The 26,826-nt window shown below is 65.4% G+C and carries 28 protein-coding genes and 1 tRNA gene; 21 read left to right on the forward strand and 8 right to left on the reverse strand.

Annotated features, from left to right (window positions below; all coding sequences use genetic code 11):
- Position 1 precedes the first annotated feature (1 nt).
- Entirely contained in the window at positions 2 to 1,246 is a 1,245-nt protein-coding gene (locus tag G432_RS00485) for an MFS transporter (RefSeq protein ID WP_144061957.1), read from the reverse strand.
- Between the two features lie 33 nt (positions 1,247 to 1,279).
- Positions 1,280 to 3,778 (reverse strand): TonB-dependent receptor, encoded by a 2,499-nt coding sequence (locus G432_RS00490; protein ID WP_015456842.1) that lies wholly within the window; start codon positions 3,776 to 3,778, stop codon positions 1,280 to 1,282.
- A 124-nt stretch (positions 3,779 to 3,902) separates the two neighbouring features.
- On the opposite strand from G432_RS00490, the gene G432_RS00495 reads away from it, so the two are divergent.
- The 6 genes from G432_RS00495 to G432_RS00520 all read left to right on the forward strand — a co-directional run bounded on the left by G432_RS00495 (position 3,903) and on the right by G432_RS00520 (position 9,460).
- Positions 3,903 to 4,583 carry a hypothetical protein gene (locus tag G432_RS00495; protein ID WP_015456843.1) on the forward strand — a complete coding sequence of 227 codons (681 nt, stop codon included), beginning with the start codon at positions 3,903 to 3,905 and terminating at the stop codon, positions 4,581 to 4,583.
- A gap of 81 nt (positions 4,584 to 4,664) precedes the next feature.
- The gene (locus G432_RS00500; RefSeq protein ID WP_015456844.1) at positions 4,665 to 5,495 is read left to right on the forward strand and encodes an HpcH/HpaI aldolase/citrate lyase family protein; all 831 of its coding nucleotides are present in this window, start codon (positions 4,665 to 4,667) and stop codon (positions 5,493 to 5,495) included.
- A complete protein-coding gene (locus G432_RS00505) occupies positions 5,485 to 5,997 on the forward strand; it encodes a MaoC family dehydratase (RefSeq protein WP_236626824.1) in 513 nt (170 codons plus the stop codon). The genes G432_RS00500 and G432_RS00505 overlap by 11 nt, the downstream gene beginning before the upstream one ends.
- 11 nt (positions 5,998 to 6,008) lie before the next feature.
- On the forward strand, positions 6,009 to 7,178 hold the full coding sequence (locus G432_RS00510; RefSeq protein WP_015456846.1) for an acyl-CoA dehydrogenase family protein: 1,170 nt from the start codon (positions 6,009 to 6,011) through the stop codon (positions 7,176 to 7,178).
- Positions 7,175 to 8,368, forward strand: coding sequence for a CaiB/BaiF CoA transferase family protein (locus G432_RS00515; RefSeq protein WP_015456847.1), 1,194 nt, complete (start codon positions 7,175 to 7,177; stop codon positions 8,366 to 8,368). Before G432_RS00510 ends, G432_RS00515 begins: the two co-directional genes overlap by 4 nt.
- Positions 8,369 to 8,371: 3 nt before the next feature.
- Positions 8,372 to 9,460 carry a CaiB/BaiF CoA transferase family protein gene (locus G432_RS00520; RefSeq protein WP_015456848.1) on the forward strand — a complete coding sequence of 363 codons (1,089 nt, stop codon included), beginning with the start codon at positions 8,372 to 8,374 and terminating at the stop codon, positions 9,458 to 9,460.
- A gap of 1 nt (position 9,461) precedes the next feature.
- On the opposite strand, the gene G432_RS00525 is transcribed toward G432_RS00520, so the two are convergent.
- Positions 9,462 to 10,220 carry a GntR family transcriptional regulator gene (locus tag G432_RS00525; protein WP_084653491.1) on the reverse strand — a complete coding sequence of 253 codons (759 nt, stop codon included), beginning with the start codon at positions 10,218 to 10,220 and terminating at the stop codon, positions 9,462 to 9,464.
- 44 nt (positions 10,221 to 10,264) lie between these two features.
- Between G432_RS00525 and G432_RS00530 the strand changes: the two genes are divergently transcribed.
- From G432_RS00530 to G432_RS00570, 9 genes are read left to right on the forward strand one after another with little or no spacing between them, the layout of a single operon-like run.
- Positions 10,265 to 11,521 (forward strand): MmgE/PrpD family protein, encoded by a 1,257-nt coding sequence (locus tag G432_RS00530; RefSeq protein ID WP_236626825.1) that lies wholly within the window; start codon positions 10,265 to 10,267, stop codon positions 11,519 to 11,521.
- Positions 11,518 to 12,825 carry an MmgE/PrpD family protein gene (locus tag G432_RS00535; protein WP_015456851.1) on the forward strand — a complete coding sequence of 436 codons (1,308 nt, stop codon included), beginning with the start codon at positions 11,518 to 11,520 and terminating at the stop codon, positions 12,823 to 12,825. Before G432_RS00530 ends, G432_RS00535 begins: the two co-directional genes overlap by 4 nt.
- Complete coding sequence (locus tag G432_RS00540; protein ID WP_015456852.1) at positions 12,822 to 14,195, forward strand: phenylacetate--CoA ligase family protein; 1,374 nt, start codon at positions 12,822 to 12,824, stop codon at positions 14,193 to 14,195. Before G432_RS00535 ends, G432_RS00540 begins: the two co-directional genes overlap by 4 nt.
- Positions 14,192 to 15,508 (forward strand): amidase, encoded by a 1,317-nt coding sequence (locus G432_RS00545; RefSeq protein ID WP_015456853.1) that lies wholly within the window; start codon positions 14,192 to 14,194, stop codon positions 15,506 to 15,508. The genes G432_RS00540 and G432_RS00545 overlap by 4 nt, the downstream gene beginning before the upstream one ends.
- Before the next feature lie 21 nt (positions 15,509 to 15,529).
- Positions 15,530 to 15,835: a hypothetical protein gene (locus tag G432_RS00550; RefSeq protein WP_015456854.1), complete on the forward strand. Its 306-nt coding sequence runs from the start codon at positions 15,530 to 15,532 to the stop codon at positions 15,833 to 15,835.
- The gene (locus tag G432_RS00555) at positions 15,835 to 16,668 is read left to right on the forward strand and encodes an SDR family NAD(P)-dependent oxidoreductase (RefSeq protein ID WP_015456855.1); all 834 of its coding nucleotides are present in this window, start codon (positions 15,835 to 15,837) and stop codon (positions 16,666 to 16,668) included. The genes G432_RS00550 and G432_RS00555 overlap by 1 nt, the downstream gene beginning before the upstream one ends.
- Entirely contained in the window at positions 16,668 to 17,534 is an 867-nt protein-coding gene (locus G432_RS00560; RefSeq protein ID WP_015456856.1) for a polysaccharide deacetylase family protein, read from the forward strand. Before G432_RS00555 ends, G432_RS00560 begins: the two co-directional genes overlap by 1 nt.
- The gene (locus G432_RS00565; protein WP_015456857.1) at positions 17,531 to 18,295 is read left to right on the forward strand and encodes an enoyl-CoA hydratase/isomerase family protein; all 765 of its coding nucleotides are present in this window, start codon (positions 17,531 to 17,533) and stop codon (positions 18,293 to 18,295) included. Before G432_RS00560 ends, G432_RS00565 begins: the two co-directional genes overlap by 4 nt.
- Complete coding sequence (locus G432_RS00570; protein ID WP_015456858.1) at positions 18,292 to 19,197, forward strand: glyoxalase/bleomycin resistance/dioxygenase family protein; 906 nt, start codon at positions 18,292 to 18,294, stop codon at positions 19,195 to 19,197. The genes G432_RS00565 and G432_RS00570 overlap by 4 nt, the downstream gene beginning before the upstream one ends.
- Positions 19,198 to 19,243: 46 nt before the next feature.
- Here G432_RS00570 and G432_RS00575 read toward each other — a convergent pair whose 3' ends face one another.
- The 4 genes from G432_RS00575 to G432_RS00590 form a co-directional block, all read right to left on the reverse strand.
- Positions 19,244 to 20,218, reverse strand: a complete 975-nt coding sequence (locus G432_RS00575; RefSeq protein ID WP_015456859.1) for a quinone oxidoreductase family protein — start codon at positions 20,216 to 20,218, stop codon at positions 19,244 to 19,246.
- Positions 20,219 to 20,232: 14 nt separating this feature from the next.
- Positions 20,233 to 20,538 carry a YciI family protein gene (locus tag G432_RS00580; RefSeq protein ID WP_015456860.1) on the reverse strand — a complete coding sequence of 102 codons (306 nt, stop codon included), beginning with the start codon at positions 20,536 to 20,538 and terminating at the stop codon, positions 20,233 to 20,235.
- A gap of 39 nt (positions 20,539 to 20,577) precedes the next feature.
- A complete protein-coding gene (locus tag G432_RS00585; protein ID WP_015456861.1) occupies positions 20,578 to 20,883 on the reverse strand; it encodes a DUF1330 domain-containing protein in 306 nt (101 codons plus the stop codon).
- An 81-nt stretch (positions 20,884 to 20,964) separates the two neighbouring features.
- The gene (locus tag G432_RS00590; protein ID WP_084673609.1) at positions 20,965 to 21,867 is read right to left on the reverse strand and encodes a TonB-dependent receptor domain-containing protein; all 903 of its coding nucleotides are present in this window, start codon (positions 21,865 to 21,867) and stop codon (positions 20,965 to 20,967) included.
- 63 nt (positions 21,868 to 21,930) lie between these two features.
- Here G432_RS00590 and istA point away from each other — a divergent pair, with 63 nt between their 5' ends.
- The 6 genes from istA (at position 21,931) to G432_RS23070 (ending at position 26,495) form a co-directional block, all read left to right on the forward strand.
- The gene (istA, locus tag G432_RS00595; RefSeq protein ID WP_015449228.1) at positions 21,931 to 23,448 is read left to right on the forward strand and encodes an IS21 family transposase; all 1,518 of its coding nucleotides are present in this window, start codon (positions 21,931 to 21,933) and stop codon (positions 23,446 to 23,448) included.
- Entirely contained in the window at positions 23,435 to 24,163 is a 729-nt protein-coding gene (gene istB / locus G432_RS00600) for an IS21-like element helper ATPase IstB (protein WP_015449229.1), read from the forward strand. The genes istA and istB overlap by 14 nt, the downstream gene beginning before the upstream one ends.
- 286 nt (positions 24,164 to 24,449) lie before the next feature.
- Positions 24,450 to 24,959 carry a DUF5681 domain-containing protein gene (locus G432_RS23980; protein WP_015456863.1) on the forward strand — a complete coding sequence of 170 codons (510 nt, stop codon included), beginning with the start codon at positions 24,450 to 24,452 and terminating at the stop codon, positions 24,957 to 24,959.
- A gap of 87 nt (positions 24,960 to 25,046) precedes the next feature.
- Positions 25,047 to 25,244 (forward strand): hypothetical protein, encoded by a 198-nt coding sequence (locus G432_RS00610; RefSeq protein WP_015456864.1) that lies wholly within the window; start codon positions 25,047 to 25,049, stop codon positions 25,242 to 25,244.
- Positions 25,245 to 25,276: 32 nt separating this feature from the next.
- Complete coding sequence (locus tag G432_RS23065) at positions 25,277 to 25,471, forward strand: hypothetical protein (protein WP_144061958.1); 195 nt, start codon at positions 25,277 to 25,279, stop codon at positions 25,469 to 25,471.
- Positions 25,472 to 25,754: 283 nt separating this feature from the next.
- A complete protein-coding gene (locus G432_RS23070; RefSeq protein WP_144061959.1) occupies positions 25,755 to 26,495 on the forward strand; it encodes a hypothetical protein in 741 nt (246 codons plus the stop codon).
- Between the two features lie 77 nt (positions 26,496 to 26,572).
- On the opposite strand, the gene G432_RS00620 is transcribed toward G432_RS23070, so the two are convergent.
- Positions 26,573 to 26,662: transfer RNA gene (locus G432_RS00620), tRNA-Ser, on the reverse strand.
- Positions 26,663 to 26,826: the final 164 nt, after the last annotated feature.

A 26,826-nucleotide genomic window follows, 5' to 3' on the forward strand; every position in this document is an offset into this window, starting at 1 on the left:
GTCAGTCATTTCCTGATGTCCGGGGATCGGGGTAGCGGCCGAGCAGCGGCAGCAGCGCGCCGCCGGCGGCAAACATCACCATCGCGGCGATCAGCATGGGATCGTAGCCGCCCGTCCGATCGCGAACCATGCCGTAGATGATGGGGGAGATGGCCGAGCCGATCGCGAAGGGCATGTAGAGCACGCCATAGATGCGGCCATAATGCGCCATGCCGAAATATTTGGCGGCGAGATAGGCGATGACATCGGATTCGGTGCCGGCCGCGAAACCCAGCAGGAAGCCGCCGACGATCACATGGGACATGCCGGCATCGGTGCCCATCAGCAGCCAGCAGGCGATGGCTGGCAGCAGCAGGGCCGGAAAGGCCACGCCAGGCGCCCAGAAGCGATCGAACAGGAAGCCGACGAGAAGCCGGCCGACCAGGATGCCGACCGCGACCACGCCCAGCACGCTGGCGGCGACCTCCGCCGAGAAGCCGTGGAGCCCGACGATCTGCGCGATGTGGATATGGGCGCCGCCATAAGCGAAGGCGGTCAGGAGGATCGAGGTAAACAGGATCCAGAAGCGATGGCCACGCACGGCATCGCGCAGGCTGATGCCGAAGATGGCGCCCGTGGTATCGGCAATGCCCGCCGGCCTTTCGTCGGCGCGCGGCTCGCGGAACCAGAGCAGCGCGATGGGGATGGCGATCAATAGCGGCAGCAGCGCCACCACGGGAAAGGCCATGCGCCAGCCGCCGCGGGATATCGCCGCCTGGGCGATCTGGGGCACCACCATGGCCGCCAGGCTGGTGCCGAGCAGCATGATGCCCAGCGCCAGCCCGCGATGCCGGTTGAACCAGAGGCTGATCGCCCGGCTCCACGTAACGGGGGTCGATCCGATGCCGATGGCGCCCAGCACCGCCCAGAACAGCAGATATCCCGTCTTGGATGCCGGCAGGAAGTAGAAGGAGGCGAAAACCACCGCGAAGGCCAGGAGCGACCACAGCACCACCGGCCGCACCCCGAAGCGATCGGAAAGGCCGCCATAAAAGGGCGCGAGCAGCGCGGCGATGATGCCGAATACGGTCACCCCCGCGCTGGTCGCCGCGAAATCCCAATGGAACTCCGCGCTGATCGGCCCCATGACGAGCGGCAACACGTTGAACGGAAGCGGCGATGCGCCGCACGCCACCCCGATCAACGCCGCCGCAAGCGGTTTCGCGCCTAGCCTGAATTCCGAGCGCGCGCCTGTGGCTCTCGTCATGCGTTCGTCGTCCTTATTGCCGGCGATGCCGGATCAGAAGTTGTAGCGGGCCCGCGCCATCCACGTCATCGGCTGGTCGATGTAGCGGGTGTTGACGAGCGAGGTGTTCGCCGCCGTCTCATTGAAGCAGTTGGTGCACGAGACGGAAAGCTGCCACTTCTTGTCCACGCCGTTCAGCGCGAGGCTGGCATTGATGAACCAGGCCGAAGGGGCGTGCGAACCCGTCAGGATATCCCCTTCGTAGGGATTGGCCGGGTAGGTGCCGTTGGTGCCGGTGATCTCGCCGCTGTAGATGGTGTAGTTGGCGGCGTTGGTTTCCTGCTTCGTGCGGAAGCTGGCGTTGATCGAAGGAACCAGGGTCAGCCCGCTATTGCCCAGGCCCAGTTCGTAATTGCCGCCGAAGGCCAGCGTCAGTTCCGGCGTGCGGGTGGGCTTGGCGATCTTGCCGTCGGGCGTGACGATGCCCGCGCCGCAGGCCGCCGTGGTGCCGGTGCCGCCGGGAATGTTGCCCGCCGCCAGCAGGGCCAGGCAGGCCTGCTGCTGCGCATTGACCGACTGGATGCCATATTCGTCGAGATCCGGCGCGTTGCGATCGATCTTGTATTTGGCGTCCTGATAGCCGGCGTTCACGTAGAGGTTGAGCTTCTCCACCGGCACGAACACGAATTCGGCCTCAATGCCCTTGTTCCGCATGTCGGCGAAATTGCGGGTGATGAAGGTGGCCGATCCGTTGGCCGCGACGAGCGCGGACGGCGTCTGCAGATCGGTGACGTCGGTGTAGAAGAAGGTCAGGTTGGCGCGGACGCGGCGATCGAACCAGTCGGATTTGATGCCGGCTTCGTAGCTCCAGACCTTTTCGGGGCCGAAGGGGAGGAAGGCGTTGGTCGCGGTGGCGCGCGCATTCCAGCCGCCCGACTTGAAGCCGCGCGTGGCCGACGCGAACAGCAGCACGTCGTCCGTCGCCTTGTAGTTCACCGCAAAGCGCGGCGTCCACAGCTTGGCCTTCAGCTTGTCCGGCACCAGCAGGCCCGAAGGTGCGATCAGGTTGGGCGTATCCATGCAGGTCGCCTCGACGGTGCCGTCGTTGCAGCTCGCTCGGTTGTCGTGCAGGCTGAAGGTCTTGGTCTCGTCGGTATAGCGGATGCCGGCCGTCAGCTTGAGCTGGTCGGTGACGTTGAAATCCGCCTGCATGTAGCCCGCGAGCGCTTCCGTCTTGTTGCGCAGCAGGCGATCGGCCAACACCAGCGTGGTCGTCGGCGCCAGGGTGAAGGTGTCGGCGAAATCGGTGCGGTTGTTCTCCACGAGGTAGAAGGCGCCGCCGACGAAGTCGATCAGCCCATCCGCAAGGCTGCCGTTGAGCTTCACTTCCTGGCTGAACTGTTCGTGCTGGCCGTCCGTGAGGATGGCGAAGCCGCCGCGGGTATAGCCCATCACCGGCGGCACCGGATTGGACAGCGACGGGCCGGAGCGGCCGTCATAGAAATCCAGCGCATATTGCTGATCTTGACTGACATAGCCAGTGATCAGGTTCAGCGTGAGATCCTTGCCGACGTCGAATTCGAGGTTGGACGTGATCAGATCGGTCGTCGTGTAATTCCCCATCAGGAAATTCTTCTTGCGCCCGCTGATCGGCAGCGAGGCGAAGGGCGACGACGTGGAGCTTTTGCCCGTGGGAATGCCCGTCGTGGCGAACCGGCCCTTGCAGTCTGTGGGATCGGCCGGGTTGCAATCGAAGTTCAGGATATTCTCGCCATTGGCGACGATATGGGCGTAGGAGCTCGTCCAGCGGGCCGAAGGGCTGAGCTCGCCGCGCACGCCCAGGCGCACGCCCCAGCCGTCATCGTCGTTGAGGCGCTGGCCGGTGGTGACGTTCTTCACATAGCCATCGTCATTCTGCCAATAGCCGCTGATCTTGATCGCGAAGCTGTCCGCCAGCGGCACGTCCACCGAGGCGCGCGCCACGCGCTTGTTGTAGCGGCCATAGCCGACCTCGGCGAAGCCGCCGAATTCCTTGCCCGGTTCCTTCAGGATGACGCTGACGGCGCCGCCCGTGGTGTTGCGGCCGAACAGCGTGCCCTGCGGGCCGCGCAGCACTTCCACGCGCTCCACATCGAACAGGTTGATATTGTTCGCATTCTGGCGGCTGAGATAGATGTCGTCGACATAGGTGCCGACCGGCGGATCGAAGGTGGGGATGGTTTCGGTATTGCCGAGGCCGCGCAGGTAGAAGGCGTTGGCGGACCCGATGCCGGTATTGTTCATCGACACCAGGTTGGGGACGAAACGGCCCAGTTCCAGCGTGTTCGAAACGCCCTGGTTGCGAAGCTGATCGCCCGAGAAGGCCGAAATCGCGATCGGCACATTCTGAACGCTTTCCTGGCGGCGCTGGGCGGTGACGACGATGTCGTCGATCCCGCCCATCGATGCGTCCGTCGCGGCCTGCGCATCAGCCGCGGCGGTCTGTGCGTGAAGCGGAGCAATTGCAAATCCAGCGGTAAGCGCCGTCGTTGCGGCGAGCAGAAAGCGATTCATTTTCAATCTCCCTGATGACCCGGTGTCGCGTATCCACCTGCGGCTTCTTTTTATGATTTGTCCGGACAAATTTTCATGTACGATCGGGTGTGTCAACCCATCGCGGGGCAAACGGGAGAATTTTATGAGCGTCGCCGATCTGGCCTATCCGAGCCTGGTCTATTTCCACCTTCTGCTCTTCGTTCTGTGGCTTGGCGGCGACGTGGGCGTGTTCCTGGCGGGGCAGCATTTCCGCAAGCGCTTCGTCTACACGCTCGATCAGCGGATCGCGCTGCTCAAGCTCCTCGTGCTGATCGATATGACGCCGCGCACGGCCTGGGCGCTGATGGTGCCGGTCTCGCTCTCCGTGGTTTCCCTGGGCGGCTATTGGGCGGTGCCGGCGTGGCTGCTGGCGGGCGCCTGGGCGGCGGGGCTGGTCTGGCTCTGGCTGGTGTGGGACGCGCATTTCCACGACATGACGCCGCGCGCCGCGCGCAACCGGCGAATCGAATTCTGGCTGAAGAACGCGATCACCCTCGGCTATCTCTGGCTGGGGGTTCAGTCGCTGGCGCAGGGCGCGCCCCTCGCCGAGACCTGGCTGGCGATGAAGGCATTGCTTTTCGGCCTTATTTTTGCCGCCGCCATCATGATCGACGTCGCCTTCAAGCCGGTGGGGCCGCAGCTCGGCCGCCTGCTGAAGGAAGGTTCCAGCGACGAGACCGAGGTGCCGCTCCGCCGGACGATGGATCGCACCCGCATCTGGGTTTTCGTCGTTTATGCCCTGCTGATCGCCACATCCTATCTCGGTGCCGTGAAGCCATTTTGAGGCCAGGGGGAGCGCCGGGCTTTTTGCGCTTGACTTATAAGTTGTCCGGACAAATTCTTAGGGCCTGACAGGGAGACACCGTTGACCGCCATCGGCATCATATCCACCATGCTGTTCGTTCCGGGCAGCAAGCCGGATCGTTTCGGCAAGGCGCTGGCGTCGGACGCCGATGTCGTGTGCATCGATCTTGAGGATGCCGTTCCCGAATCCGGGAAGGGCGAGGCGCGCGCCGCCGCGATCGCCGCGATCGCGGAAGGGGCCGATCGCCTCGTCCTGCGCATCAACGGAATGACGACGCGGGCCGGGCTGGAGGATCTGCTGGCGCTGGCGGATGCCCCGCGCCTGCCGTCCCTGCTGTTCGTGCCCAAGGTGGAAAACGCCGCCGAGATCGCGATCATCCGATCCGTGCTCGGCGCCCGCGCGCCGGGCATCGTGCCGCTGATCGAAACCGTGAGGGGCCTCGATGCGATAGGTTCGATCGCCGGCGCGCCCGGCGTTGCCGCGATGATGTTCGGCGGTGGCGATTTCGCGGCGGAACTTGGCGTGGATCTGGCCTGGGGGCCGCTGCAGGCGGCGCGCGGGGCCTTCATCCTGGGCTGCGCCGGGGCGGGCGTTCCCGCGATCGACGTGCCGTTCATCCGCCTCGACGACCAGCAGGGGCTTGTCGAGGAGACGCGCGCCGCCAAGGCGATGGGCTTCACCGGCAAGGCGGCGATCCATCCCGCGCAGGTCGATCCGATCAACGCGGTGCTGCGCCCGACGGCCGAGGAAGTGGCCGAGGCCAGGCAGGCGCAAGACGCTTTTCAGGCGGCCGGTGGCGCCGCCGTTCGTTTCAATGGCCGCATGCTCGAAGCACCGATCATGCGGCGATACCAAAGGATTTTGGACATGCGGAGCAAGAATGATGCGTGAGGGTGTAGTGGAAGTCAGCCCCGGTCGTTTCCGGGAAACCTTCGGCCGTTATTTCGAGGACTTCGTCGTCGGCCATATCTACGAACACCGGCCCGGACGCACCATCACCGATACGGACAATGTGTGGTTCACGCTGCTGACGATGAACACGCATCCGGCGCATTTCGATTATGAGTTCGCCAAGAAGACCGAGTTCGAAAAGCCGCTGGTCTGCTCGCCCTTCACCGTCGCCCTGATGGTGGGCATGAGCGTGTCCGACATCAGCCAGAAGGCCGTCGCCAATCTGGGCTGGGACAATATCAAGATGACCAAGCCGCTGTTCCCCGGCGACACGCTCTATGCCGAGAGCGAGGTGATCGAGAAGCGCGAATCCAGCTCGCGTCCCGAACAGGGCGTCGTCACCGTCAAGACGACCGGCAAGAACCAGCACGGCGATATCGTCTGCACCTTCAACCGCACCATGCTGATCTGGAAGCGCGGTTGCGGTCCGATGGACGATTGAGGGGCGCTGGCATGTCCGAACACGTCCAAAGGCATATCGATCCGGCCGAGGAAGCCGCCTTCCTCGACGCGATCGATCGCTGGATAGAACGCGAGGTCCGCCCCGTCGTGATGCATCACGACCATGGCGACATATGGCCGGCAGCACTGGTCGAGCAGATGAAGGAGATGGGGCTCTTCGGCGCCACCATCTCCCAGGAATATGGCGGTCTCGGCCTGCCGGCGACCACTTATGCCAAGATCATCACCCGGATATCATCCTACTGGATGGCGATCACGGGCATCGTCAATTCGCACCTCATCATGTCGGCGGCGGTGGAGCGCTTCGGCACCGAGGCGCAGAAGCGCAAATGGCTGCCGCTGTTCGCCAGCGGCGAGGTGCGCGGCGGCCTTGCCCTGACGGAGCCGGATGCCGGCACCGATCTGCAGGGCATCCGCACCACGGCAGTGCGCGACGGCGACGATTATGTCATCAACGGCACCAAGACCTGGATCACCAACGGCATCCAGGGTAGCTGCTTCGCGCTGCTGGTGAAGACCGACCCCAAGGCAGAGCCCCGCTATAAGGGGATCAGCCTGTTCATCGCCCCCAAGGGCGAAGGCTTCAAGGTCGGCAAGAAGTTCGACAAGCTGGGCTACAAGGCGATCGACAGCGCCGAGCTGGTTTTCGAGGATTATCGCATCCCGGCCGAAAACCTGATTGGCGGCGTGGAAGGCGAGGGCTTCTTCCAGGCGACGGGCGGGCTGGAACTGGGCCGCATCAACGTCGCCGCGCGTGGCGTGGGCCTGGCCGAGGGCGCGCTGCGGCTGGCCACCGAATATGCGCAGGTCCGCAAGACGATGGGCAAGCCCATCGCCCAGCACCAGGCGATCCAGCTCAAGCTGGGCGAGATGGTGACGCGTGCCGAGGCGGCCCGCCTGCTCGTGGCCAATGCCGCCCAGGCCTATGACCGGGGCGAGCGCTGCGACATGGAGGCCGGCATGGCAAAATTCTTCGCCTCCGAAGCGGCTGTCCGCAATTCCGAGGAAGGCATGCGCATCTTCGGCGGCTACAGCTATTCCAAGGAATATGAGATCGAGCGCTTCTATCGCGATGCGCTGCTGATGTGCATCGGCGAGGGCACCAACGAGATGCAGCGCATGATCATCGCCAAGCAGTGGATCAAGAGGAACCCGGTGTGACGTCCCATCTTCCACTGGCCGGATACCGCATCCTTTCAGCCGAGCAATATGGGGCGGGACCCTATGGCACGATGTTCCTGGCACAGCTCGGCGCGGAGGTCATCAAGATCGAGCAGCCGGGCTCGGGCGACAGCGCGCGTGCCGTGGGGCCTCATTTCCTGCGCGAAAATGAAAGCCTGTTCTTCCAGAGCTTCAACCTCAACAAGCGATCGCTGACGCTGGACCTCAACACGGCGGAGGGGAAGGAAATCCTCCACCGGCTGGCGGCGCAGTCGCACGCGGTGGTCAACAATCTGCGCGGCGACCTGCCGGAGAAGATCGGCCTTACCTACGATCATCTGAAGGCAGCCAATCCGGCGATCGTGTGCGCGCATCTTTCGGCCTATGGGCGCGATAACGAACGCACGCGCTGGCCGGGCTATGATTATCTGATGCAGGCGGAAGCCGGCTTCATGGCGATGACCGGCGAGCCCGATGCGCTGCCCACGCGCTTCGGCCTGTCGATCGTCGATTTCATGACGGGCACGATGATGGCGATCGGCCTGCTGGCGGCGCTGCTCGATGCCGGCCGCAGCGGGCAGGGCAGGGACGTGGACGTCGACCTGCTGTCCACCGCCGTCCACCAGACCAGCTATCCGGCGATGTGGTATCTGAACGCGGGCGACGTGACTGGCCGCACGTCGCGATCCGCGCATCCTTCCGTGACGCCGAGCCAGATGTTCCGGACGGCGGACGGCTGGGTGTTCGTGATGGCCCAGATCCCGAAATTCTGGACGGTGCTGCTCGACCGGCTGGGCCTGCCCGAGCTGGCGGAGGACCCGCGTTTCCTGAAGCCCGCCGATCGGCTGGAAAACAGGGATGCTCTCGTCGCCATCCTGGATACGGTGTTCGAACGGCAGCCGACCGCCCACTGGGTCGATCTGCTGGGCGGGCATATGCCGGTGGCGCCGGTCTTCTCGCTCGATCAGGCGCTGGACAATCCGTATCTCCGCACGACGGGCATGGTCGATACCGTGGCCCATCCCGACCGGGCCGACATGCGCGTGCTCGCCAATCCGATCCGGATCGACGGCCAGCGCCTGCCGAACCGCGCGGGGCCGCTGCTGGGCAGCGATACCGAGGATGTGCTGGCGGAGGCCGGCTATGCCGCCGCCGAAGTCGCGGCCTTCCGGGCGAAAGGCGTGATCTGAGGCATGGGCAAGCTATCGGGCATAAAGGTCGTCGATCTGTCCCAGTTCCTGCCGGGGCCGATGCTATCGGTGATGATGGCGGATCACGGGGCCGAGGTCGTCAAGGTGGAGCCGGCCGCTGGCGATCCCGCCCGCGATCAGGCCCCGTTCGAGGCGGGCCAGTCGATCTGGTTCCGCAACCTCAACCGGGGCAAGAAAAGCGTCGTGCTCGATCTCAAGTCCGATGCCGGGCGCGAGGCGCTGTGGGCGCTGATCGCTGATGCGGACGTGTTCATCGAGGGCTTCCGCCCCGGCGTGACCGCCCGGCTGGGTTTCGGCTATGATGCGGTTTCCGCCCGAAACCCGCGCATCGTCTATTGCTCGATCTCCGCCTTCGGGCAGCAGGGCGCGCTGGCCCATCATCCCGCGCACGACATGGCGGTGCAGGCGATGGCGGGCTTCCTTTCCGTCAATGACGGCCCGGATGGCATGCCGGTGGTGCCGGGGGCGCCGTCCGCCGACATGGCCGCCGGGCTGACCGCGCTGTCGGCGGTGCTGATGGGGCTGATCGGTCGGGATCGGACGGGGCGTGGCGATTATGTCGACATCGCCATGTTCGACGCGATGATCCCCTGGTGCGCGCATATCGCCGGCGCGGCGATCGGTGGGGGCGATCCGCCGCGATCGGACAGCCAGCGGTCGCTGGGCGGAGCGGCCTTCTACAATGTCTATGAAACGGCGGACGGACGGCATGTCGTGCTGGGCGGGCGAGAACTGAAGTTCGTCGCCAACCTGCTGAACGCGCTTGGCCGGCCCGATCTGGTGGCGCTGGGTGCCGAGGCGCCGGGCGAGGCGCAGGCGCCGCTGATCGCCTTCCTGCGAGAAACCTTCCGCACGCGCAGCCGCGACCAGTGGGTCGCCTGGTTCGCGGACAAGGATGTCGCTTTTTCGCCCGTGCTCGATTTCCGCGAGGCCCTGGCCGAACCGCATGTCGCGGAACGCGGGCTCGTGGTCGAGATGGGCGGCGCGCACCATATCGCGCCGCCGATCCGCTTTGCCGGCGATGCCCCCTGGGCGCCTCGCCCCGCACCGGAGCTGGGCGCCGATGGCTGATCTATTTGTCGACGTCGATATGCATGGAATAGGCGAAGCGGTTGCCGGGATGGTGGCTGAGCGAAAGTTCCAGCACCCGGCCGTTGGCGTCCAGATAGCAGCGCAGGATGCGCAGGCAGGCGCTGCGGCGCGGGATGCCCAGCTCGGCGGCCACGGGGCCGCTGGCGGGCACGGCCTGTATGTCCTGCGTGACGCGGGCGATGCGGACGCCGGACAATTGCTCGAGCTGGCGGAAGATCGCCTCGTTGGGCAGGATTTCGCGCGCGGCGGCTTCCAGGTCCTGGCTGATATAGGCGTCGGTCAGCGCGATCGGTTCCTTCAGGCCCCGGCTCGTGCGCAGGCCGCGGAAATGATACCAGCGGCCGCCCGGCGCCATGCCGGCATGCGCGGCCAGCTTCCTGGGCAGCGGCACCATGCCCTTGGGCGTGAAGTGGAATTCGGTGTCACGCGCATATTGCAGGATTTCGCCCACGTTGGACAAAGGCTGGTGCAGCGCGCCGCCGCGCGCGGAAGCCGGCTGGATCACCGTGCCGGAACCGCGCCGGCGCTGGATCAGGCCTTCATTCTGCAACGCGCGCAGGGCCTCCCGCACGGTGAAGCGGCTTACCCCATAGCGCGCACAGAGCACGCTTTCGGTTGGGAATTGCGCCGGATCGGGAAAGTCGCCGCGCAATATTCCCTGGCGCAGATCTTCGGCAAGTTCCTGGTAGCGATGCTTGCGCCCACTGCTACCGGCGGCCTGTTCAGTCGTCGCCGACAAGAATTCACTCCCCTTCCAACTTGTCACGTCCCGGAGCTTTGCCGGTGAACGCCGCCGATCATAGCCTAATCGAACGGCTTGCACAGCATCTGCGGCGCCCCGTTCCGAAAATTGTCCGGACAAATGCCCGGCTCCACCTGCTGGACTGGCTGGGCTGCGTCGCGGGCGCGCGCTCGTCCGAAATCGCGCGGATACAATCCGCCATGGCAGGCGTGGGGCCGGTCGACAGGGCGGCATGGCTGGGCAATGTGCTGGAGATGGACGATGTCCATCGCACGGCGATCCTGCATCCGGGGCCGGTGGCGTGGCCGGCGGCGCTCGGCATCGGCGGGGATGCGGTGGACGACGGGCTGGAAAATGCGCTGGACGCCGCCGTGCGCGGCTATGAAGCGATGATCACCATCGGCGCGATGTTCGATGGCCGCCATTATGCCCATTGGCACAATACGGCGACGGCGGGCGGCTTCGGCGCGGCGGCGGCGGCCGCGAGCCGGCTGGGTGCGGACATCGGCCAGACCGTGGCCGCGCTCGGCCTGGCCGGGTCGGTTGCGGGCGGCCTCTGGCAGATGCGGCACGAGCCGGTGATGGCCAAGCAATGGCACCTCGCCCATGCGGTTGCCACGGGAACGTCGGCGGCGCGTTATGCGATGGCGGGCGTCACCGGTCCGCGTTACGTGCTGGAAGGCCCGCAGGGGCTGTTCGCGGCGACATGCGCCGCACCCGGAGAGATCGTGCTGGCCGATACCTGGCGGATCGGCGAGGTCAGCTTCAAGCCGTGGGGCGCCTGCCGCCACGCCCACCCCGCGATCGATGCGGCGCTTCTCCTCAAGGCGGAAGGGGGCCTTTCCGGCCCGGTCACCCTGGCCACTTATCGCGATGCGCTGGTCTTCTGCGATCGGCCGACGCCCCGCACCGTGCAGGAAGCGAAATTCTCGATCCAGCATGCCGTGGCGATCGTTATGGAGCGGGGCATTCCGCGCCTTCAGGACTTCGAGCCGGATGCGATCGCGGCATTGGCCGATGCCCGCGCCGCCGTGTCGGTGATCGAGGCGCCGGACATGACGGGGGCCTATCCCGCGCATTTCGGTGCGCGGATCACCAGCGCGGGCGGCGAGGTGACGCTGATCGATACGTTGGGTGATCCGGAGCGGCCGCTGGACCGTGACGGCGTGATCGCCAAGGCGCGCGAGCTGATGGCCTGGGGCGGGATCGATGCGGGCGCGATCGACGAGGCGATCGGCATCGCGCTGGAGGGGGGGCGCGTGTCCGACATCACCGATCTGCTGGATCGCTGGCTGTGAGCGCCACGGCCCGCATCCTGGATTTCGCGTGCGCGGAGCATCGGCTTCCCGATCCTGCGCGCGCGGCGGCGCTTCATCTGCTGGGCGATACGCTGGCGGCCGGCGCCGCCGGATCGACTGCGCCGGGCACGGAAGGCGTGTTCGCCGCCGCCAGCGGCTGGGGGCAGGGCGGGGATGCCCGCATCATCGCGCGCGATGCGCGGCTGCCGGCGGTGGGCGCGGCCTTCGTCAACGCCTTCCAGATCCATTGCCTGGAATGGGACGCGGTGCATGAGCCGGCGGTCGTCCACGCGCTTTCCACCGTCACCGCCTCGCTTCTCGCCGCGATCGACCGGCGCGGCGGCTGCGATCCGGAGGAGGCGCTCGTCGCGCTGGCCGTGGGCGTCGACATTGCGAGCGGCCTCGGCCTCGCGGCCGAAACGCCGCTGCGCTTCTTCCGCCCGGCGACGGCGGGCTGCATCGGATCGGCCCTGGCAGTGGCCCGGATCGAGGGCGTGGAGAATATGGCCGACGTGCTGGGCCTGGCTTATTCGCAATGCGCCGGCACGATGCAGGCGCATGTCGAAGGATCGATAGCCCTTCCGCTTCAGATCGCCGGCGCCGCGCGATCGGCCATTGCCGCCGTCGATCTCGTCAAGGCCGGCCTGACCGGGCCGCACGACGCGCTGGAAGGTCCCTTCGGCTATTTCCGCCTGTTCGACGAGGGCGATCCGGCGGCCTATGCGCGCGATCTGGGGCGGACCTGGCGGATCGCCGAGGTTTCGATCAAGCCCTTTCCTTCCGGCCGCGCCAGCCATGCCGTTCTGGCGACGATCGACATGCTGATGCGCGACGGGGCGATCGACGCCGTTTCGATCGAGCGCATCGAGGCCTTCGTGCCGCCGCTGATCGCCCGGCTGGTCGGCCGCCCGATGAAGCCGGACATGACACCCGCTTATGCGCGGCTTTGCCTGCCGCTGCTGGTGGCGCTGATGCTGACGGACGAACGGATCGATCCGCGCCGCTTCACCGCCGCCACCTTTGCCGATCCCGCGATCCTGGCGCTGGCCGATCGGCTGGCGATCACCGTTGACGACAATCCCGATCTCAACGCGCTGTCGCCGCAGCGCCTGGCGATCACCCTGCGCGACGGCACCCGCATCGAACGCGCCATCCCCAATACGCTGGGCCACCCCGAAGCCGCGATGAGCGCCGGGCAGACCGCCGCCAAGCGCGACCTTGCCCGCGAACTGGCGCGCGCCGAGCCCGATCCGCGCCTTTTTTCCGACCCGCTTTCCTATTTCACACGTCCGGAGCCAGCATGACCTTCCCGACCTATTTCGAAGCCTTCGATGCCAAGCAGATGCTGGAGGACTATCCGGTCGGCGACGCCTTCACCGCGCGCTACACCGCGATGAGCCGGGACGAGCTGCACGCCCTGCAGAACCGGCGCTTCCTGAAGCTGATGAAGCGCGGCTGGGAAATCCCCTTCTACCAGCGCCTGTGGGGCGCGAAGGGCATCGAGGCCGGCGATATCCGTAGTCTGGAGGACATCACCAGCCTGCCCGTCTACGACAAGAGCGATCTGATGGCGTCGATCGCCGATCATCCGCCTTATGGGGATTTCGGCGGTGTCGGCACTTCCCCGGATCGGGCGCCGGTGATCTTCCACACCACATCCGGCACCACCGGCCGGCCGCAGGCGCTGCTGTTCGGCCCGAAGGGGCGGGAGATCACCAACCTACTCGTCGGCCGCATGTATCGCTGGCAGGGCGTGAGCCCGTCCGATGTCGTGCAGTCCGTCTACGGCCACGGCATGATCAACGGCGGCCACTATATCCGCGAGGCGGTGACGCATTTCACCAACTCGATCTTCCTGTCCGCCGGCACGGGGATCGAGACGCGATCGGTCAACCAGGTCGGGCTGATGGCCGATTTCAACGTGTCGGTGCTGGTCGGCTTCATCGACTATATCCGCAAGCTTGCCGAGACGGCTGAGGCCGAGGGGCTGCTGGACCGCATCAACATCAAGATGATCTGCGGGCATCTGGGCACCGAGGATCGCGCCAGCGTGGAAAAGGCGTGGGGCGGGGCCAAGGCCTATGACTGGTATGGCGTGGGCGATACCGGATCGATCGCCGGCGAAGGCCCGGAACGCGACGGCCTCTATGTGTGGGAGGACGCGCAATATCTGGAGCTGCTGGATGTCGACAGCGGCGTGCCGGTGGGCGTGGGCGATACCGGCGACATGGTCGTCACCTGCCTGTTCAAGGACGATATCGCGCCCTGCATCCGCTTCAACACGCATGACATCACGCACGAGCTTTCGGGCGCGAACCAGACGGGCATGGTGTTCAAGCGCATCGCCGGCTTCAAGGGCCGCAGCGACAATATGGTGAAGCTGCGCGGCATCAACGTCTTCCCCCACGCCATCGGCGCGCTGATCGAGAACCGGCCGGACCTGACGGGCGAATTCGTCTGCCATGTCAGCCGCGACGCAGCCGGGCGCGACGATATGCGTGTGACGCTGGAAAGCCGCGGCGGGACCGATCACGGCCAGATCGCGGGGCTGCTGCGCCAGGGGCTGGGCGTGGAGGTTTCGGTGGTCCTGGTGGGCGTGGGCGAAACCGCCGCCGCCACCCAGATCGATGTCCGCCAGAAGCCGATCCGCCTGATCGACGAGCGCAAGCTGTGACGCCGCTGCACCAGCTCGACATAGCCGGGCTGCGTGCGGCCTATGGCGCGGATGAGGTCACGCCCGCTCAGGTGGTGGATCATTATCTGGCGCGGATCGATGCCCACGATCCCGCAATCCGATCCTATGTCGGGATCGACATTGCGGGCGCGCGGGCCGCGGCCGTGGAAAGCGGCGCGCGCATCGCAGCGGGACGCGCGCTCCCGCTGGAAGGCGTGCCGGTTGCGGTGAAATCGAACATCGCCGTCCGCGGGCTGGAATGGAATGCCGGCATGGCGGCGCGGCGCGGCATTATCGCGGATGAGGATGCCGTCGCCGTGGCCCGGCTGCGCGCGGCCGGCGCGATCGTCCTGGGCACGCTCAACATGCATGAGGCGGCGCTGGGGGCGACGACGGACAATCCCTGGTTCGGCCGGACGATGAACCCGCATCGCGCCGGATACACGCCGGGCGGATCATCGGGCGGGAGCGGGGCGGCGGTTGCGGCGGGCCTGTGCGTGGCGGCGCTCGGCACCGATACGCTGGGATCGGTGCGGATTCCCGCCGCCTATAACGGCGTCTACGGCATCAAGCCGACGCATGGCGCGATCCCCGACGCCGGGCTGGTGCCGCTGAGCGAATGGCTCGACAGCATCGGCCCGATCGCCCGATCGATCGACGATCTGGAAGCGGTGCTGGCGGTGCTGGCCGATCCCGCGCCTGCCGCACCTCCGCCCGCGCGCCTGCTGCTGCTCGACAGCTTCGATGGCCTGGGGTGCGAACCCGCCGTGCTTGCCGCCTATGAGCGCGCGGCCGTGCTGCTGGCCGATATGCCGAAGGCGATATTCGCACCCGAGGACGGCGCCGCTGACATCCGCTTCGCCGGCTTCGTGGTGGCGGCGCGGGAACTGATCGACCATCTCGGCCCCGTGCGCGCCCAAGCGCCGGAAAGCCTGTCGGACGAGCTTCGCTTCATGCTGGATTATGCCGGCGGCGTCCCCGCCGCCGATGTCGCCAGGGCCGAAGGGGTGATCGCACGCACCCGCGCGGGCGTCCGTGCCGCGATCGCTGGCGACGGAGCCTTGCTGATGCCCACCGCGCCGCAAGCCGCCTTCGCGCATAGCCGCCGCCCGCCCGTTACCCAATCGGCCTTCACCGCCTTCGCCAATATCGCCGGCCTGCCCGCCATCAGCATTCCCGCCGGCCTGGACGGCGATGGCATGCCGGTGGCGGTGCAGCTTGTCGGCGCGCCGGGCGGCGAGGCGGGGCTGATCGCGCTCGCCCGCAGGCTGGACGCCGGCCTTGCCGGTTTCGTGCCGTCCCCGCTGATCTGATTCTGAAGAAGGAGTGCCCCCATGCGGATCATCGTGCTGTTCAACCTGAAGCCCGAAGCCGATCCGGCCGCCTATGAGAATTGGGCGCGGACGACCGACATTCCGGGCGTTCGCGCGCTCCCCTCCGTCAGCGATTTCCAGGTCCATCGCGCCACCGGCGTGCTGGGCAGCGATCAGCCTTCGCCCTACGCCTATTTCGAGGTGATCGACATCACCGACATGGCGGCCTTCGGCGCCGATGCGGCGAGCGAGGCGGTGCAGAAGGTGGCCGGCGAGTTCCGCCAGTTCGCCGACGATCCGCAGTTCATCCTGACGGAGACCTTGTGATGCGGCGGTTCGAAGGGAAGACGATCGTCGTCACCGGATCGGGCCGTGAGAAGGGGCTGGGGCAGGCGATCCTCCAGCGCTTTGCCGATGAAGGGGCGAATTGCGTCGTCTCCGATCTCGGCCGCCCGGCCGAGCATATGGGCGCGGGCGACATCGGCACCACCGACGAGATGGAGGCCGTGGCCGCCGAGCTGCGCGCGCGCGGCGCCCAGGTGGCGGTGATACCCTGCGACGTGCGATCGGAGGAAAGCTGCGAGGCGCTGGCGGCGGGCGCGATCCAGGCGTTCGGCTCGCTCGATATCTGGGTGAACAATGCCGGCATCGGCTACATCATGAAGCCCCTCCTCGAAACCTCCGCCAGCGAGTGGGAAGCGGTGATCGGCGTCAACCTGACCGGCGCCTTCCACGGCACCAAGGCGGCGGCGCGGGCGATGATCGCGGCGGGCAAGGGCGGCCGGGTGATCAACATCGCCAGCCAGGCGGCGAAATCGGGCTTTCCGCACATGGCGCCCTATACCGCCTCGAAGCACGGTATGGTCGGGCTAACGCGGTCCAATGCCATCGAGCTTGGCCAGCATGGCATCACCGTCAACGCCGTCTGCCCCAATCATGTCACCACCGGGCTGGGGGCGAGGCAGAATGAGTATTTCTCCAAGCTGCTCGGCTTCGATACGGTCGCGGCCTATCTCGAAAACATGAAGCGGAAGAACCCGATGGGACGCCCCGGCCTCGGCAGCGATACCGCCGCCGCCTGCGCCTGGCTGGCGTCCGACGACGCGATTTACGTGACCGGCGAGGCGCTCAACGTCTCGGGCGGGGAGGAGATGCATTGATGCGGGAAGAACGGATCGACTGGCCGAACGGCGCGAAAGTGGCGCTATCGGTGGTCGTCAATGTCGAGGAAGGGTCCGAAATGACCGTGGCGCGGGGCGACCGCGGCATGGAGCCGGTGGATGAGCTGGGCATCCACATCAAATCGCCGATCCGCAATTACGGCAACGAATCCAACTATCTCTACGGCATCAAGGCCGGTGCCCCGCGCGTGGTGAAGCTGCTGCGCGAACATGGCGTGAAGGCGAGCTGGACGGTCGCGGCGCTGAGCCTGGAAAACCACCCCGAAATCGCGCGCGCCATCGCCGATCTGGGGCATGAGCCCGTCAGCCACGGCTGGCGCTGGGTGCATCAGTTCAAGATGGATGAGGCCCAGGAACGCGAATTCATCCGCAAGGCCGTGCAGTCGATCGAAAAGACGGTCGGCGTCCGCCCCTATGGCTGGCTCAGCCGCTATTTCCATACGGACAATACCCGGCGCCTCCTGATCGAGGAGGGCTTCGAATATCATATGGACGATTATTCGGGCGATGTGCCCTTCTGGGATCGCGGCACCGTGCCCGGACGTCCCATCGCCATCGTGCCCTACCAGCTCGATTCTAACGACATGAAGATGTGGACCGATCCGGCGATGACGCCGACGCAGTGGCTGGAATATGCCAGGAACTGCTTCGACCAGCTCTATCGCGAAGGGGAGGCGGGCAACCCCAAGCTGATGTCGCTGGGGCTGCACCTGCGCATCATCGGCCGGCCGGGCCGCATCTGGGCGCTGGAGGAATTCTTCCGCCATGTCACCGCCCGGCAGGACGTGTGGATCGCCACCCGGCGCGAGATCGCGCAGCACCTCGCCACGGTGGAAAAGCCATGAGCCTGCGGCTGGAGAGGACGGGCGCGGTCGCCCGGCTGCTGATCGACCGGGCGGAAAAGCGCAATGCCTTCACCCAGGCGATGTGGGAGGCCCTGCCGGCGCTGCTGGACGAGGCGATGGCCGATCCCGCGATCCGGGCGGTGGTGCTGCAATCGGCCGCGCCGGGGGCCTTTTCCGCCGGTGCGGACATCGCCGAATTTTCGACCGGCGTGCTCGATCCGGAATGGCGCGATCGCAACCAGCAGGCGATCCGCCTCGCCCAGCACAAGCTGGCCCGCGCGGAAAAGCCGGTGATCGCCGCGATCGACGGCGATTGCGTCGGCGGCGGCTGCGGCCTTGCCATCGCCTGCGACATGCGGGTCGCGAGCAGCGGCGCGCGCTTCGGCATCACGCCTGCCAAGCTGGGCCTGGTCTATTCGCTGCACGATACCAAGCTGCTGGTCGATCTGGTGGGGCCGGCGCAGGCCAAGCGCATCCTGTTCACCGCCCAGCTGCTGCCGGCCGGGGAGGCGCATCGCATCGGGCTGATCGAGTTCGTCGAGGATGATCCGGTGGCGGCTGCCATGACCCTTGCCGAAACGATCGCCGCGGCATCCTCCCACAGCGTGCGCGAGACCAAGAAGATGGTGCGCCGCATCCTGGACGGGCAGGCGGACGACGATGCCGATACCCGGGCGCTGTTCGGCGCGGCATTCCATGGCGAGGATTTCCGCGAAGGCGTCGCCGCTTTCCTCGAAAAGCGCAAGGCGGTGTTCAAATGAGCGATTATCTGAAACACGGCCGGATCGCGGGCGGCATCGTCTCCACCCCCGATCTCGATGCGGCGCTGGCCGACTATCAGGGCCGGCTGGGGCTGGAGCTTGCGGAGCAAGGCACCATCGCCGCCGATCTCGCGGCAAGCTGGGGCTGTCCCGGCAGCGCGGGCGCGCGGTTCGCCGCGCTTCGACCGCTGAGCGGGGCGCACTGCTTCATCCGTCTGGTCGAGGCGCCGCTGCCCGCCGATTTCGTGCCGACCCGCACCTATGGCTGGGCTGCCTTCGAGCTTACCGTCAAGGACGTGTTCGGCTGGCCGGATCGGCTGGCGGGCAGCGGTTTCGAGGTAGTCGGCCCGCCCAAGGCTCTGGAAGGGCTGCCTTATTTCATCCCCATGCAGGTGATCGGCCGGGGCCGGGAGATGATCTATCTGAACGAGGTGGCGGAAAATACGCCGACGTCCGACCTGCCCAAGGCCGGATCGCTCACCGATCATATCTTCATCACCATATTGGCGACGCCCGATCGCGAGGCGAGCCTCCGCTGGTTCGAAGCGGCGCTGAAGCTGGATGTATCGACCAGCTACACGCTGGCTTATTCCATGATAAACAAGGCGTTTGGGCTATCTTCCGATTATCGCACCACGATCACCATGGTGCAGAAGGGGCGGCTGCCGATCGTGGAGGTGGACGATTATCCCGCCGAGGCGACCGTGCGGCAGGGTGATCCCGGCAGGCTTCCGCCCGGAAACGCGCTCGTCACGCTGGCCGTGGACGATCTGGATGCGCTCAACGTGGCCTTCATCGCGCCGCCGGTGCATCGCGAGGGGCCGCTTTACGGTGGCCGCCGTGCCGCAACGGTGCGCGGGGTTGCGGGCGAGTTGATCGAGCTTCTGGAAATCGGGCGCTGAAGGATGGCCCGTCCCCCGGCTAGGGGCGGGGGACGGGCGGTTCGCTTCAGGGTTGCAGGATGGTCGATCCCGTGGTGCGGCGCGCTTCCAGATCGGCGTGCGCGCGGGCCACTTCCGCCAGCGGGTAGCGCTGGCCGATCGTCACCTTCACGCGGCCGCTGCGCAGCATATCCCATAGCCGGGCGACGCCGGCGGCGCGCTCGTCGGGCCGGGCATAATAATGGTAGAGCATCGGCCGCGAATTATAGAGCGAGCCCTTCATCGCCAGCACGCCCAGGTTGACGCCGCCCACCGGCGCATCGGCATTGCCATAATTGACGATGAGCCCGCGCAGCCCGCAACTGTCGAGCGACGCTTCCCACGTCGCCATGCCGACGCCGTCGAATACCACGCGCACGCCCGCGCCGCCGGTGAGTTCCCGAACGCGGGCGGCCGTGTCCTCGGTGCGGTAGAGGATGACATGATCGCAGCCGGCGGCCCGCGCCTCGGCGGCCTTGTCCTCGCTGCCGACGGTGCCGATCACGGTGGCGCCGATCGCCTTCAGCCACTGCACCAGTATCAGGCCGACGCCGCCGGCAGCGGCATGCACCAATACCGGCCAGCCGGCCTCCACCTTCGCGCAGCGTTCCGCCAGGAATTCGGCGGTGCAGCCCTTCAGCAGCACGGCCGCCGCCGTCTCGTCATCGATATCGTCGGGAATGGCGAACAGCGATGCGGCGGCGATGTTGCGTTCGGTGGCATAGGCGCCGCGTTCCGGCCCGAAATAGGCCACGCGATCGCCGGGGGCGAAGTTGGCAACGCCATCGCCCACGGCTTCCACCACGCCCGCCGCCTCGACGCCGAGCGTCGCCGGCAGATCGACCGGATAGATGCCGCGCCGGTGATAGGTGTCGATGAAGTTCAGGCCCACGGCCGTATGGCGGACGCGGGCTTCGCCCGCGCCCGGCGGAGGCAGGGGCTGATCGTGCCAGATGATCGCTTCCGGGCCGCCCGTGGCGTCGATGCGTGCGATGCGTGCCATCTCGCTCCTCCCGCCTACCAGGTCTTGCCGCCGACCCATTCGCCGGCTGCCGCACCGAAGGCGTGGATCTCGATATCGGACCAGATATCCGCCCGATAATAGGGATCCTGCTCCAGCAGGGCGCGGGCTTCGGCTTCGCTTTCCGCCTTTACGATCAGCAGCGATCCGGTGAAGTTGCCCGCCGCGTCGCGCAACGGTCCGGCCACGGCCAGCCTGTCCAGCCCGGCCTCGACATGGGCGAGATGCTCCTTCAGCTTCTCCATCCGCGTGGGCGTGGCGCCGGGCCGATCATGGGTGATGATGGCATAGAATTTCGACATTGTCCGATCCTCGTCTGTCGGGGAGTGGGGAAGGGTGGTTCAGCCGCCGATCGCGGGTGCCTCGATCAACAGCACCTGGCAGTGGGCCACTCCCTGGCGCAGCGCGCGCGCCTCGCCATATTCGGGGGAGTTCCAGAAGTTGAGCGCGGCTTCCCGGCTGGGCCATTCCGAGATCACGACCGATCCGCCGTCGCCGAAATCGCCTTCGAGCAGCACCGCGCCCGGTGTCCGCATCAGATATTTCCCGCCGAATTTCTCGACGAGCGACGCGGCCCTGGCGGCATAGCCGGCCAGGAAAGCCTCGCGATCGGCAATGGTGGCGGTGACGATCAGATAAGCGGGCACTGTGAACTCCGATGATCGAGGAACGTAAAAGGCGGCAGGCGGACGGCCGCAAGGCCGCCCGCCGCCGCGATCGGGCAAGGATCAGAAGGATTTGCTGATCGTGAGGCCATATTCCGCCTTGCGCGCAGGCGTGATGCCGAACGCGCGGGCATAATCGCCGGTTGGCGTGCGCGGTGCCGGGAAATCCAGATAGCGCAGGATGCCGGCAGGCGAATCGTCGCCCAGCATGTTCTTGCCGTATAGCGTGATCCTGAGGCCATCATCGTCGTGCACGCCCACCTGCAGGTTCAGCTTGGTGGAATTGCCGCTTTCCGCCAGGTTCAGGACCTGATCGAAATAGCTGCTGCGGTAGATCACATCGAGGCCGGAGAAGAAGGTCCAGCCATCGGTCACGTCATGCTGGAAACGCAGGCCCACCGAGCCGGTATGCTTGGAAACCAGCGGCGGGCGATTGCCGGCAATGGATGCGGCGTTCCGGCATCCCGGCAGGTCCAGGTTCACGGCACTGCCCGTCTTGCAGGCCGATCCCATCAGTTCCAGCGCCCGTTCGGCCTCGATCCCCTTGCGGATTTCGCTGTCGAGGAAGGTGTAGTTGAACTGCAGCTTCAGCGTGCGGCCGATGATGGGCAGGCCGCCTTCCACCTCGATACCGCGAATACGGGTGCGGCCGATGTTGACGCTGTAGGAATCGACAATGTTGTTCGCCACATAGGTGTTGGTGAGCACCTGATTCTTATAATCCTGCCAGAAGGCGGAGACGTTCAGATAATCGAACCCGAATTTCGACGTTTTCAGGCCGATTTCGTAATTGATCAGCTTTTCCTCGTCATAGGTCGATTCCGGCGCCCGCACCGGGTTGAACCCACCCGGCGAATTGCCCTGCGAATATTGGGCGTAGAAGGAAAGATCGTCCGCCGCCTTCCAGTTGACTGTGGAGCGGCGTGCAAAATTGACCCCCTTAGCGGGGTGATCGGCGTCTAAAATTGACCCCCATCATTCCAGAGTGTGAGGCGTCGCGGCTTGGGCTTCCAGGCGGCGAGGACGGGGATGTTGATTGTGGAGACTATTGCCAAGATACGCAGGGAGCACAGGGACGGTAAGCCGATCAAAGAGATTGCGCGTGATTTACGGTTGTCGCGCAACACGGTGCGCAAGGCGATCCGTGCTCCGGAGGCGGATTTCAGCTACGAGAGGAAGGAGCAGCATCGTCCGCAGACCGGTCCATTTCGCGAACGGTTAGATGAGTTGCTGGCGGAGAACGAAGAGCGCCCCCGGCGCGAGCGACTGCGGCTGACGCGGATTCATGATCTGCTGGAACGTGAGGGGTTCACCGGCTCCTACGATGCGGTGCGGCGCTATGCGGCCCGCTGGAAGCAGGAGCGCCACGCCGGTGGCAGCGGGGATATGAGCAAGGTGTTCATCCCGCTCATGTTCCGGCCTGGCGAGGCCTACCAGTTTGATTGGAGCCACGAGGACGTGGAGATCGCCGGCAAGCCGATGCGGGTTAAGGTGGCGCATATGCGGCTATGCTGGTCGCGGGCGCCCTTTGTGCGGGCTTATCCGCGTGAGACCCAGGAGATGGTGTTTGACGCCCATGCCAGGGGCTTTGCTTTTCTCGGCGGGGTGCCGACGCGCGGCATCTACGACAACATGAAGACCGCGGTGACGACGGTGTTCACTGGCAAGGAGCGGGTGTTCAACCGGCGCTTCCTGATCATGACGGATCATTATGGCGTTGAGCCGGTGGCCTGTAGCCCGGCGGCAGGCTGGGAGAAGGGACAGGTCGAGAACCAGGTCCAGACCGGCAGGGAACGGCTGTTCAAGCCACGTCTGCGGTTTGCCAGCATGGAAGAGTTGAACGCATGGCTGGAGGCCGAGTGTCGCCGATGGGCCGAGCGCTATGCCCATCCGGATATGGAAGATATGACCATCGCCCAGGCACTGGAGATGGAACGACCCTCCCTACAGCCGCTCACCACGCCTTTTGACGGCTTCTTCGAGAGCGAACATGTGGCGAGCTCGACCTGCCTCGTCAGCTTCGATCGCAACCGTTACTCGGTCATGGCCGTTGCTGCCCGGCATGCGGTGCAACTGCGCGCCTATGCCGACCGGGTCGTCATCCGTTGTGCCGGCAAGGTGGTCGCCGAGCATGCCCGCCTGTTCGGCCGCAATCAGACGAAGTTCGATCCCTGGCACTATCTGCCGGTCCTGATCCGCAAGCCAGGCGCATTGCGCAACGGCGCTCCCTTCCAGGACTGGGATCTTCCGCCGGCCCTGGCCCAGCTGCGCCGCAAGCTGGGCAAAAGCGATGACGCAGACCGACGCTTTGTACGGGTACTGGCAGCGGTGCCCGAGGATGGCCTGGAGGCAGTCGAAGCTGCCGTGCGCGAAGCCATGGCGGCGGGCACGGCCAATGACGAGGTCATTCTCAACATCCTGTCGCGCCGACGCGAACCACAGCCTGTGCAGGCGATCAATGTTGTCGTCGATCTCAGGCTCAAGCATCCGCCCATTGCCGATTGCGCGCGCTACGATACGGTGCGAGGCCTCAATGCAGCGGCATGAGATGTTGGCAGCCCTCAAGGGGCTGGGCCTGAAGGGCATGATCGCCGCGTTCGACGATGCCGTCACCAATGGCATCCGCCGTGACCGGACCGCCATGGAGATGCTTGGCGATCTGCTACGCGCCGAAACGGCCCACCGTGAAGCCGCCTCGATCCGGTATCGCATGACTGCGGCCAGGCTGCCGGCCATCAAGGATCTCGACGGCTTTGTCTTCGCCGACACACCGATCAACGAGAGCCTGGTGCGTTCGCTCCATGCCGGCTCGTTCCTGCCGGAACGGCGCAATATCGTGCTGGTTGGTGGCACCGGCACCGGCAAGACGCATCTCGCGCTCGCCATCACCGCTGCGGTGGTCCGCGCCGGGGCCAGGGGCCGGTTCTTCAATACCGTCGATCTGGTCAATCGTCTGGAGGAAGAAACCCGGCAGGCCAAGGCCGGCAGCCTGGCCGCCCAGATGGCCCGCCTGGACGTCGTGGTTCTGGACGAGCTCGGGTATCTGCCGTTCGCCCGGTCAGGAGGCCAGATGCTGTTCCATCTGATCAGCAAACTCTACGAAAAGACCTCGGTGATCATCACCACCAATCTCGCCTTCGGCGAATGGCCTAGCGTCTTCCAGGATGCCAAAATGACGACGGCGCTGCTGGACCGTGTCACGCATCATTGCGACATCATCGAAACCGGCAACGACAGCTGGCGGTTCAAAAACCGAAGCTAAGAGACGGGAAAAACCCCTTCCCCCGGACCCCCATCCCCGGCGGTTACCCCGGTGGGTCCACAGGTACCTCCCGCGGACGCCGCCGCCAGCGCTCCTGACGGCGCGCGTCGGCGTCCGCGGGTCCCTCCTATGGACTACCGGGATAACCGCCGGAACTCACGAAAAAGGGGGTCAATGTTGGGCGCCGATAGGGGGTCAACTTTGCGCGCCGGTTGACAGTCAAACGAGGCCTTCGCCATCCCGGTCTGACCCGGCGCTGTTCTAAACAATCACTGGATTAGTTCAGATGGATCGACACATCGCGCCTTGGGAGCAGGGTTTCCAGACCGTCACCGCCCCGCCGCCTGCGCCGCCGATTGCGAAGCTGCCGCCCGACCCGCCCGGTAATCCGGCATGGGTGAAAGGGGTGTCCGGAAACCCAGCCGGTCGCCCGCCCGGCCGTCCTGACAAGCGCCTGCTCGCCACCGAGGAAATGCTGACCGAGATGCGGGCCATTGTGTCCGTGCTGGTCGGCAAGGCGCTGGAGGGCGACACGAACGCGGCGAGCATCGTTCTCGCCAAAGTGCTGCCCTCGGTGAAGGCGCAGGCCGAAAAGGTCCAGTTCGATCTCGATACCGATGCGCCGATCAGCGATCAGGTGGCGAGCGTGCTGGACGCGCTGGCAGGCGGGCTACTCGCACCTGACGTGGCACGCCTCATCATCGACAGCATTGCGCGCCTGGCGGACGTTCGGGCGACCGAGGAACTGGCCGCCCGCATCGAAGCCTTGGAGGCGGCGAGCGATGCCCGAGGCTAACGCGCAATTTGTTGCACTTCGGTTGGAAAGGCCGGCGATGCGATCGGCCTGCCCGGCAGATGACACTATACCCCGACGGAGAATGACATGACTGACAACAACGAATCCCTGAAGGCCGCTGAACCCGGTTCGCACCCGAAGGCGGAGAAGTATGGGATGCCCATCGAATATGCCGACCGCATCGTGCAGCGCCACTTCGGCGTCACGGACGAGCAGGCAGCTTTGGAAGCCGGGAAGGTCGCGGCGGACATTGAGGTGAGCAAGGTGCTCGCCAAGAAGGACTAACAGTGTCGGGCCTCCGAGCACTTCAGCGGCGAGTGGCGAAGTTGGAGACCGCTCGGAAGCCGCGACCGTCGCCCATCGTCATCATGTGCGGCAGCTTCGATGCGTTCGCGGATGCCACATATGCGGAGGTCATGGCAGGCACGCTGGCAGGGGACTTCCTGCTGATCCTCGACCACCTGCGAGAATGGGATGAGCAGGGCGTATGGGCGCTGGCATATGCTCGCTGACGGTGACCGCCAACAGCAGCATAGGGTTGCGCGGGGCTTAGTCGCCTTCACCCGCGCCGAGGACCAGCGGACGGTCCCTCGTTAATCGAACATCCGCAGCAGCGGGGGTAGGCGACACTCCTTCCGCCCTGACGCTGTCAGCGCCTCGCGCCTCCGTGCGCGGGGCGCTGCTGCGGAACCATTCTGTTACCTTCTTGTGGCATCAGCGAAAAGCCTGATTGCCGCGCTAATGGTCATCTGTTAGCCCATCGCAATAGCGCGCTCGGATCGATCGGAGAATACGATGTTCGGAAAACTCTTCGGCAAGAAGAAGGAAATTGTCGAAGACGAGAGTGCGGCGAAAGCTGCGCTCATGGATGCAGCGATTGAGGAAGCTCGAGCTACTAATCCAGTCGCCCATCTTAAGATTGGAGCCGAGGAACTTGTGCAGAGGCTGCTCAGTGGGATGAAGAGTGAACGCGGAGTTCATGTCGAGTCGCTGTTAGCTGTCCTGGGGTCTCTCGCTGGCTACAGTTGCGTTGATAGCGTTCTGAAGCAGGCTAACGCACTGGGCCGGAGCACCCGAGAATGTGGCATTGTCGATGTAGAGACGTCTGACGGCGGTCGCTATTATCTTGGAGACCCAATCAACGCGCTTCTTGGCCAAACCGATCGATCCCTTTGGGCCTTGGTTGCGGGCATGGTCAATCATCTCGGAAGTCAGGACTATCCAGACTTCGCTGAAATCGCGGGGCATGTCGCAGGAACACTAGGAGGACCGGATTTCGGAGTGCCGCGCGTCCCCGAAAATCATCGGCCAGGCGATTTACCGATCAATTATGTTCGTGACTTGTGGCCTGCCGTTTTACCGCACATTGAGCACCGCGTTCCACTGCTTCAAGAGCGCGTTACACTGTTTGGTTTTGCGGCGCAGAATGTGATCCAAATGGGCAAGGATGTGATCCAACCTTCACTCGCCGGAAAGTTGGTGATGGAATGCGCTGTGCCGATGTCAAGGCTTGATCCAGCTAAGGTCTGGGCATAACCGCATTTGATGCCATTGTTACTCAGAGGGGCGATACTCTCGCTTGCTGAGTTTTCTGTGCCATATGGCTTAAAGGATGGCGGAAGAGGTGGGATTCGAACCCACGGACGGGTTGCCCCGTCGCTGGTTTTCAAGACCAGTTCCTTAAACCACTCGGACACTCTTCCATACCGATTCAGCAGCGCGGCTAGAAATCTGCTAGATGGCGGCGCTGCCGCTCCCTGTAGCTATTTCCTGACCTACCGCTAAGCGATTCTAACCACACCCCTTTTTCGCCGTCCACATTGCCGAGCGTCTAAACCTCCAACAGCTTTCAAGACCGCTGCCATCA

Origin of the sequence: Sphingomonas sp. MM-1 (assembly GCF_000347675.2) — a bacterium.
Lineage (GTDB): Bacteria > Pseudomonadota > Alphaproteobacteria > Sphingomonadales > Sphingomonadaceae > Sphingomonas_E > Sphingomonas_E fennica.

Bases quoted from the DNA above. Each gene is read 5' to 3' on its own strand.
- G432_RS00505 (WP_236626824.1), top strand. From the start codon at position 5,485: ATGATGCGTGAGGGTGTAGTGGAAGTCAGCCCCGGTCGTTTCCGGGAA.
- G432_RS00550 (WP_015456854.1), top strand. From the start codon at position 15,530: ATGCGGATCATCGTGCTGTTCAACCTGAAGCCCGAAGCCGATCCGGCC.
- G432_RS23070 (WP_144061959.1), top strand. From the start codon at position 25,755: ATGTTCGGAAAACTCTTCGGCAAGAAGAAGGAAATTGTCGAAGACGAG.
- G432_RS00540 (WP_015456852.1), top strand. From the start codon at position 12,822: ATGACCTTCCCGACCTATTTCGAAGCCTTCGATGCCAAGCAGATGCTG.
- G432_RS00555 (WP_015456855.1), top strand. From the start codon at position 15,835: ATGCGGCGGTTCGAAGGGAAGACGATCGTCGTCACCGGATCGGGCCGT.
- G432_RS00490 (WP_015456842.1), bottom strand. From the start codon at position 3,778: ATGAATCGCTTTCTGCTCGCCGCAACGACGGCGCTTACCGCTGGATTT.
- istB (WP_015449229.1), top strand. From the start codon at position 23,435: ATGCAGCGGCATGAGATGTTGGCAGCCCTCAAGGGGCTGGGCCTGAAG.
- G432_RS00495 (WP_015456843.1), top strand. From the start codon at position 3,903: ATGAGCGTCGCCGATCTGGCCTATCCGAGCCTGGTCTATTTCCACCTT.
- G432_RS00510 (WP_015456846.1), top strand. From the start codon at position 6,009: ATGTCCGAACACGTCCAAAGGCATATCGATCCGGCCGAGGAAGCCGCC.
- G432_RS00570 (WP_015456858.1), top strand. From the start codon at position 18,292: ATGAGCGATTATCTGAAACACGGCCGGATCGCGGGCGGCATCGTCTCC.
- G432_RS00485 (WP_144061957.1), bottom strand. From the start codon at position 1,246: ATGACGAGAGCCACAGGCGCGCGCTCGGAATTCAGGCTAGGCGCGAAA.
- G432_RS00575 (WP_015456859.1), bottom strand. From the start codon at position 20,218: ATGGCACGCATCGCACGCATCGACGCCACGGGCGGCCCGGAAGCGATC.
- G432_RS00520 (WP_015456848.1), top strand. From the start codon at position 8,372: ATGGGCAAGCTATCGGGCATAAAGGTCGTCGATCTGTCCCAGTTCCTG.
- G432_RS23980 (WP_015456863.1), top strand. From the start codon at position 24,450: ATGGATCGACACATCGCGCCTTGGGAGCAGGGTTTCCAGACCGTCACC.
- G432_RS00560 (WP_015456856.1), top strand. From the start codon at position 16,668: ATGCGGGAAGAACGGATCGACTGGCCGAACGGCGCGAAAGTGGCGCTA.
- G432_RS00580 (WP_015456860.1), bottom strand. From the start codon at position 20,538: ATGTCGAAATTCTATGCCATCATCACCCATGATCGGCCCGGCGCCACG.
- G432_RS00610 (WP_015456864.1), top strand. From the start codon at position 25,047: ATGACTGACAACAACGAATCCCTGAAGGCCGCTGAACCCGGTTCGCAC.
- G432_RS00565 (WP_015456857.1), top strand. From the start codon at position 17,531: ATGAGCCTGCGGCTGGAGAGGACGGGCGCGGTCGCCCGGCTGCTGATC.
- istA (WP_015449228.1), top strand. From the start codon at position 21,931: ATGTTGATTGTGGAGACTATTGCCAAGATACGCAGGGAGCACAGGGAC.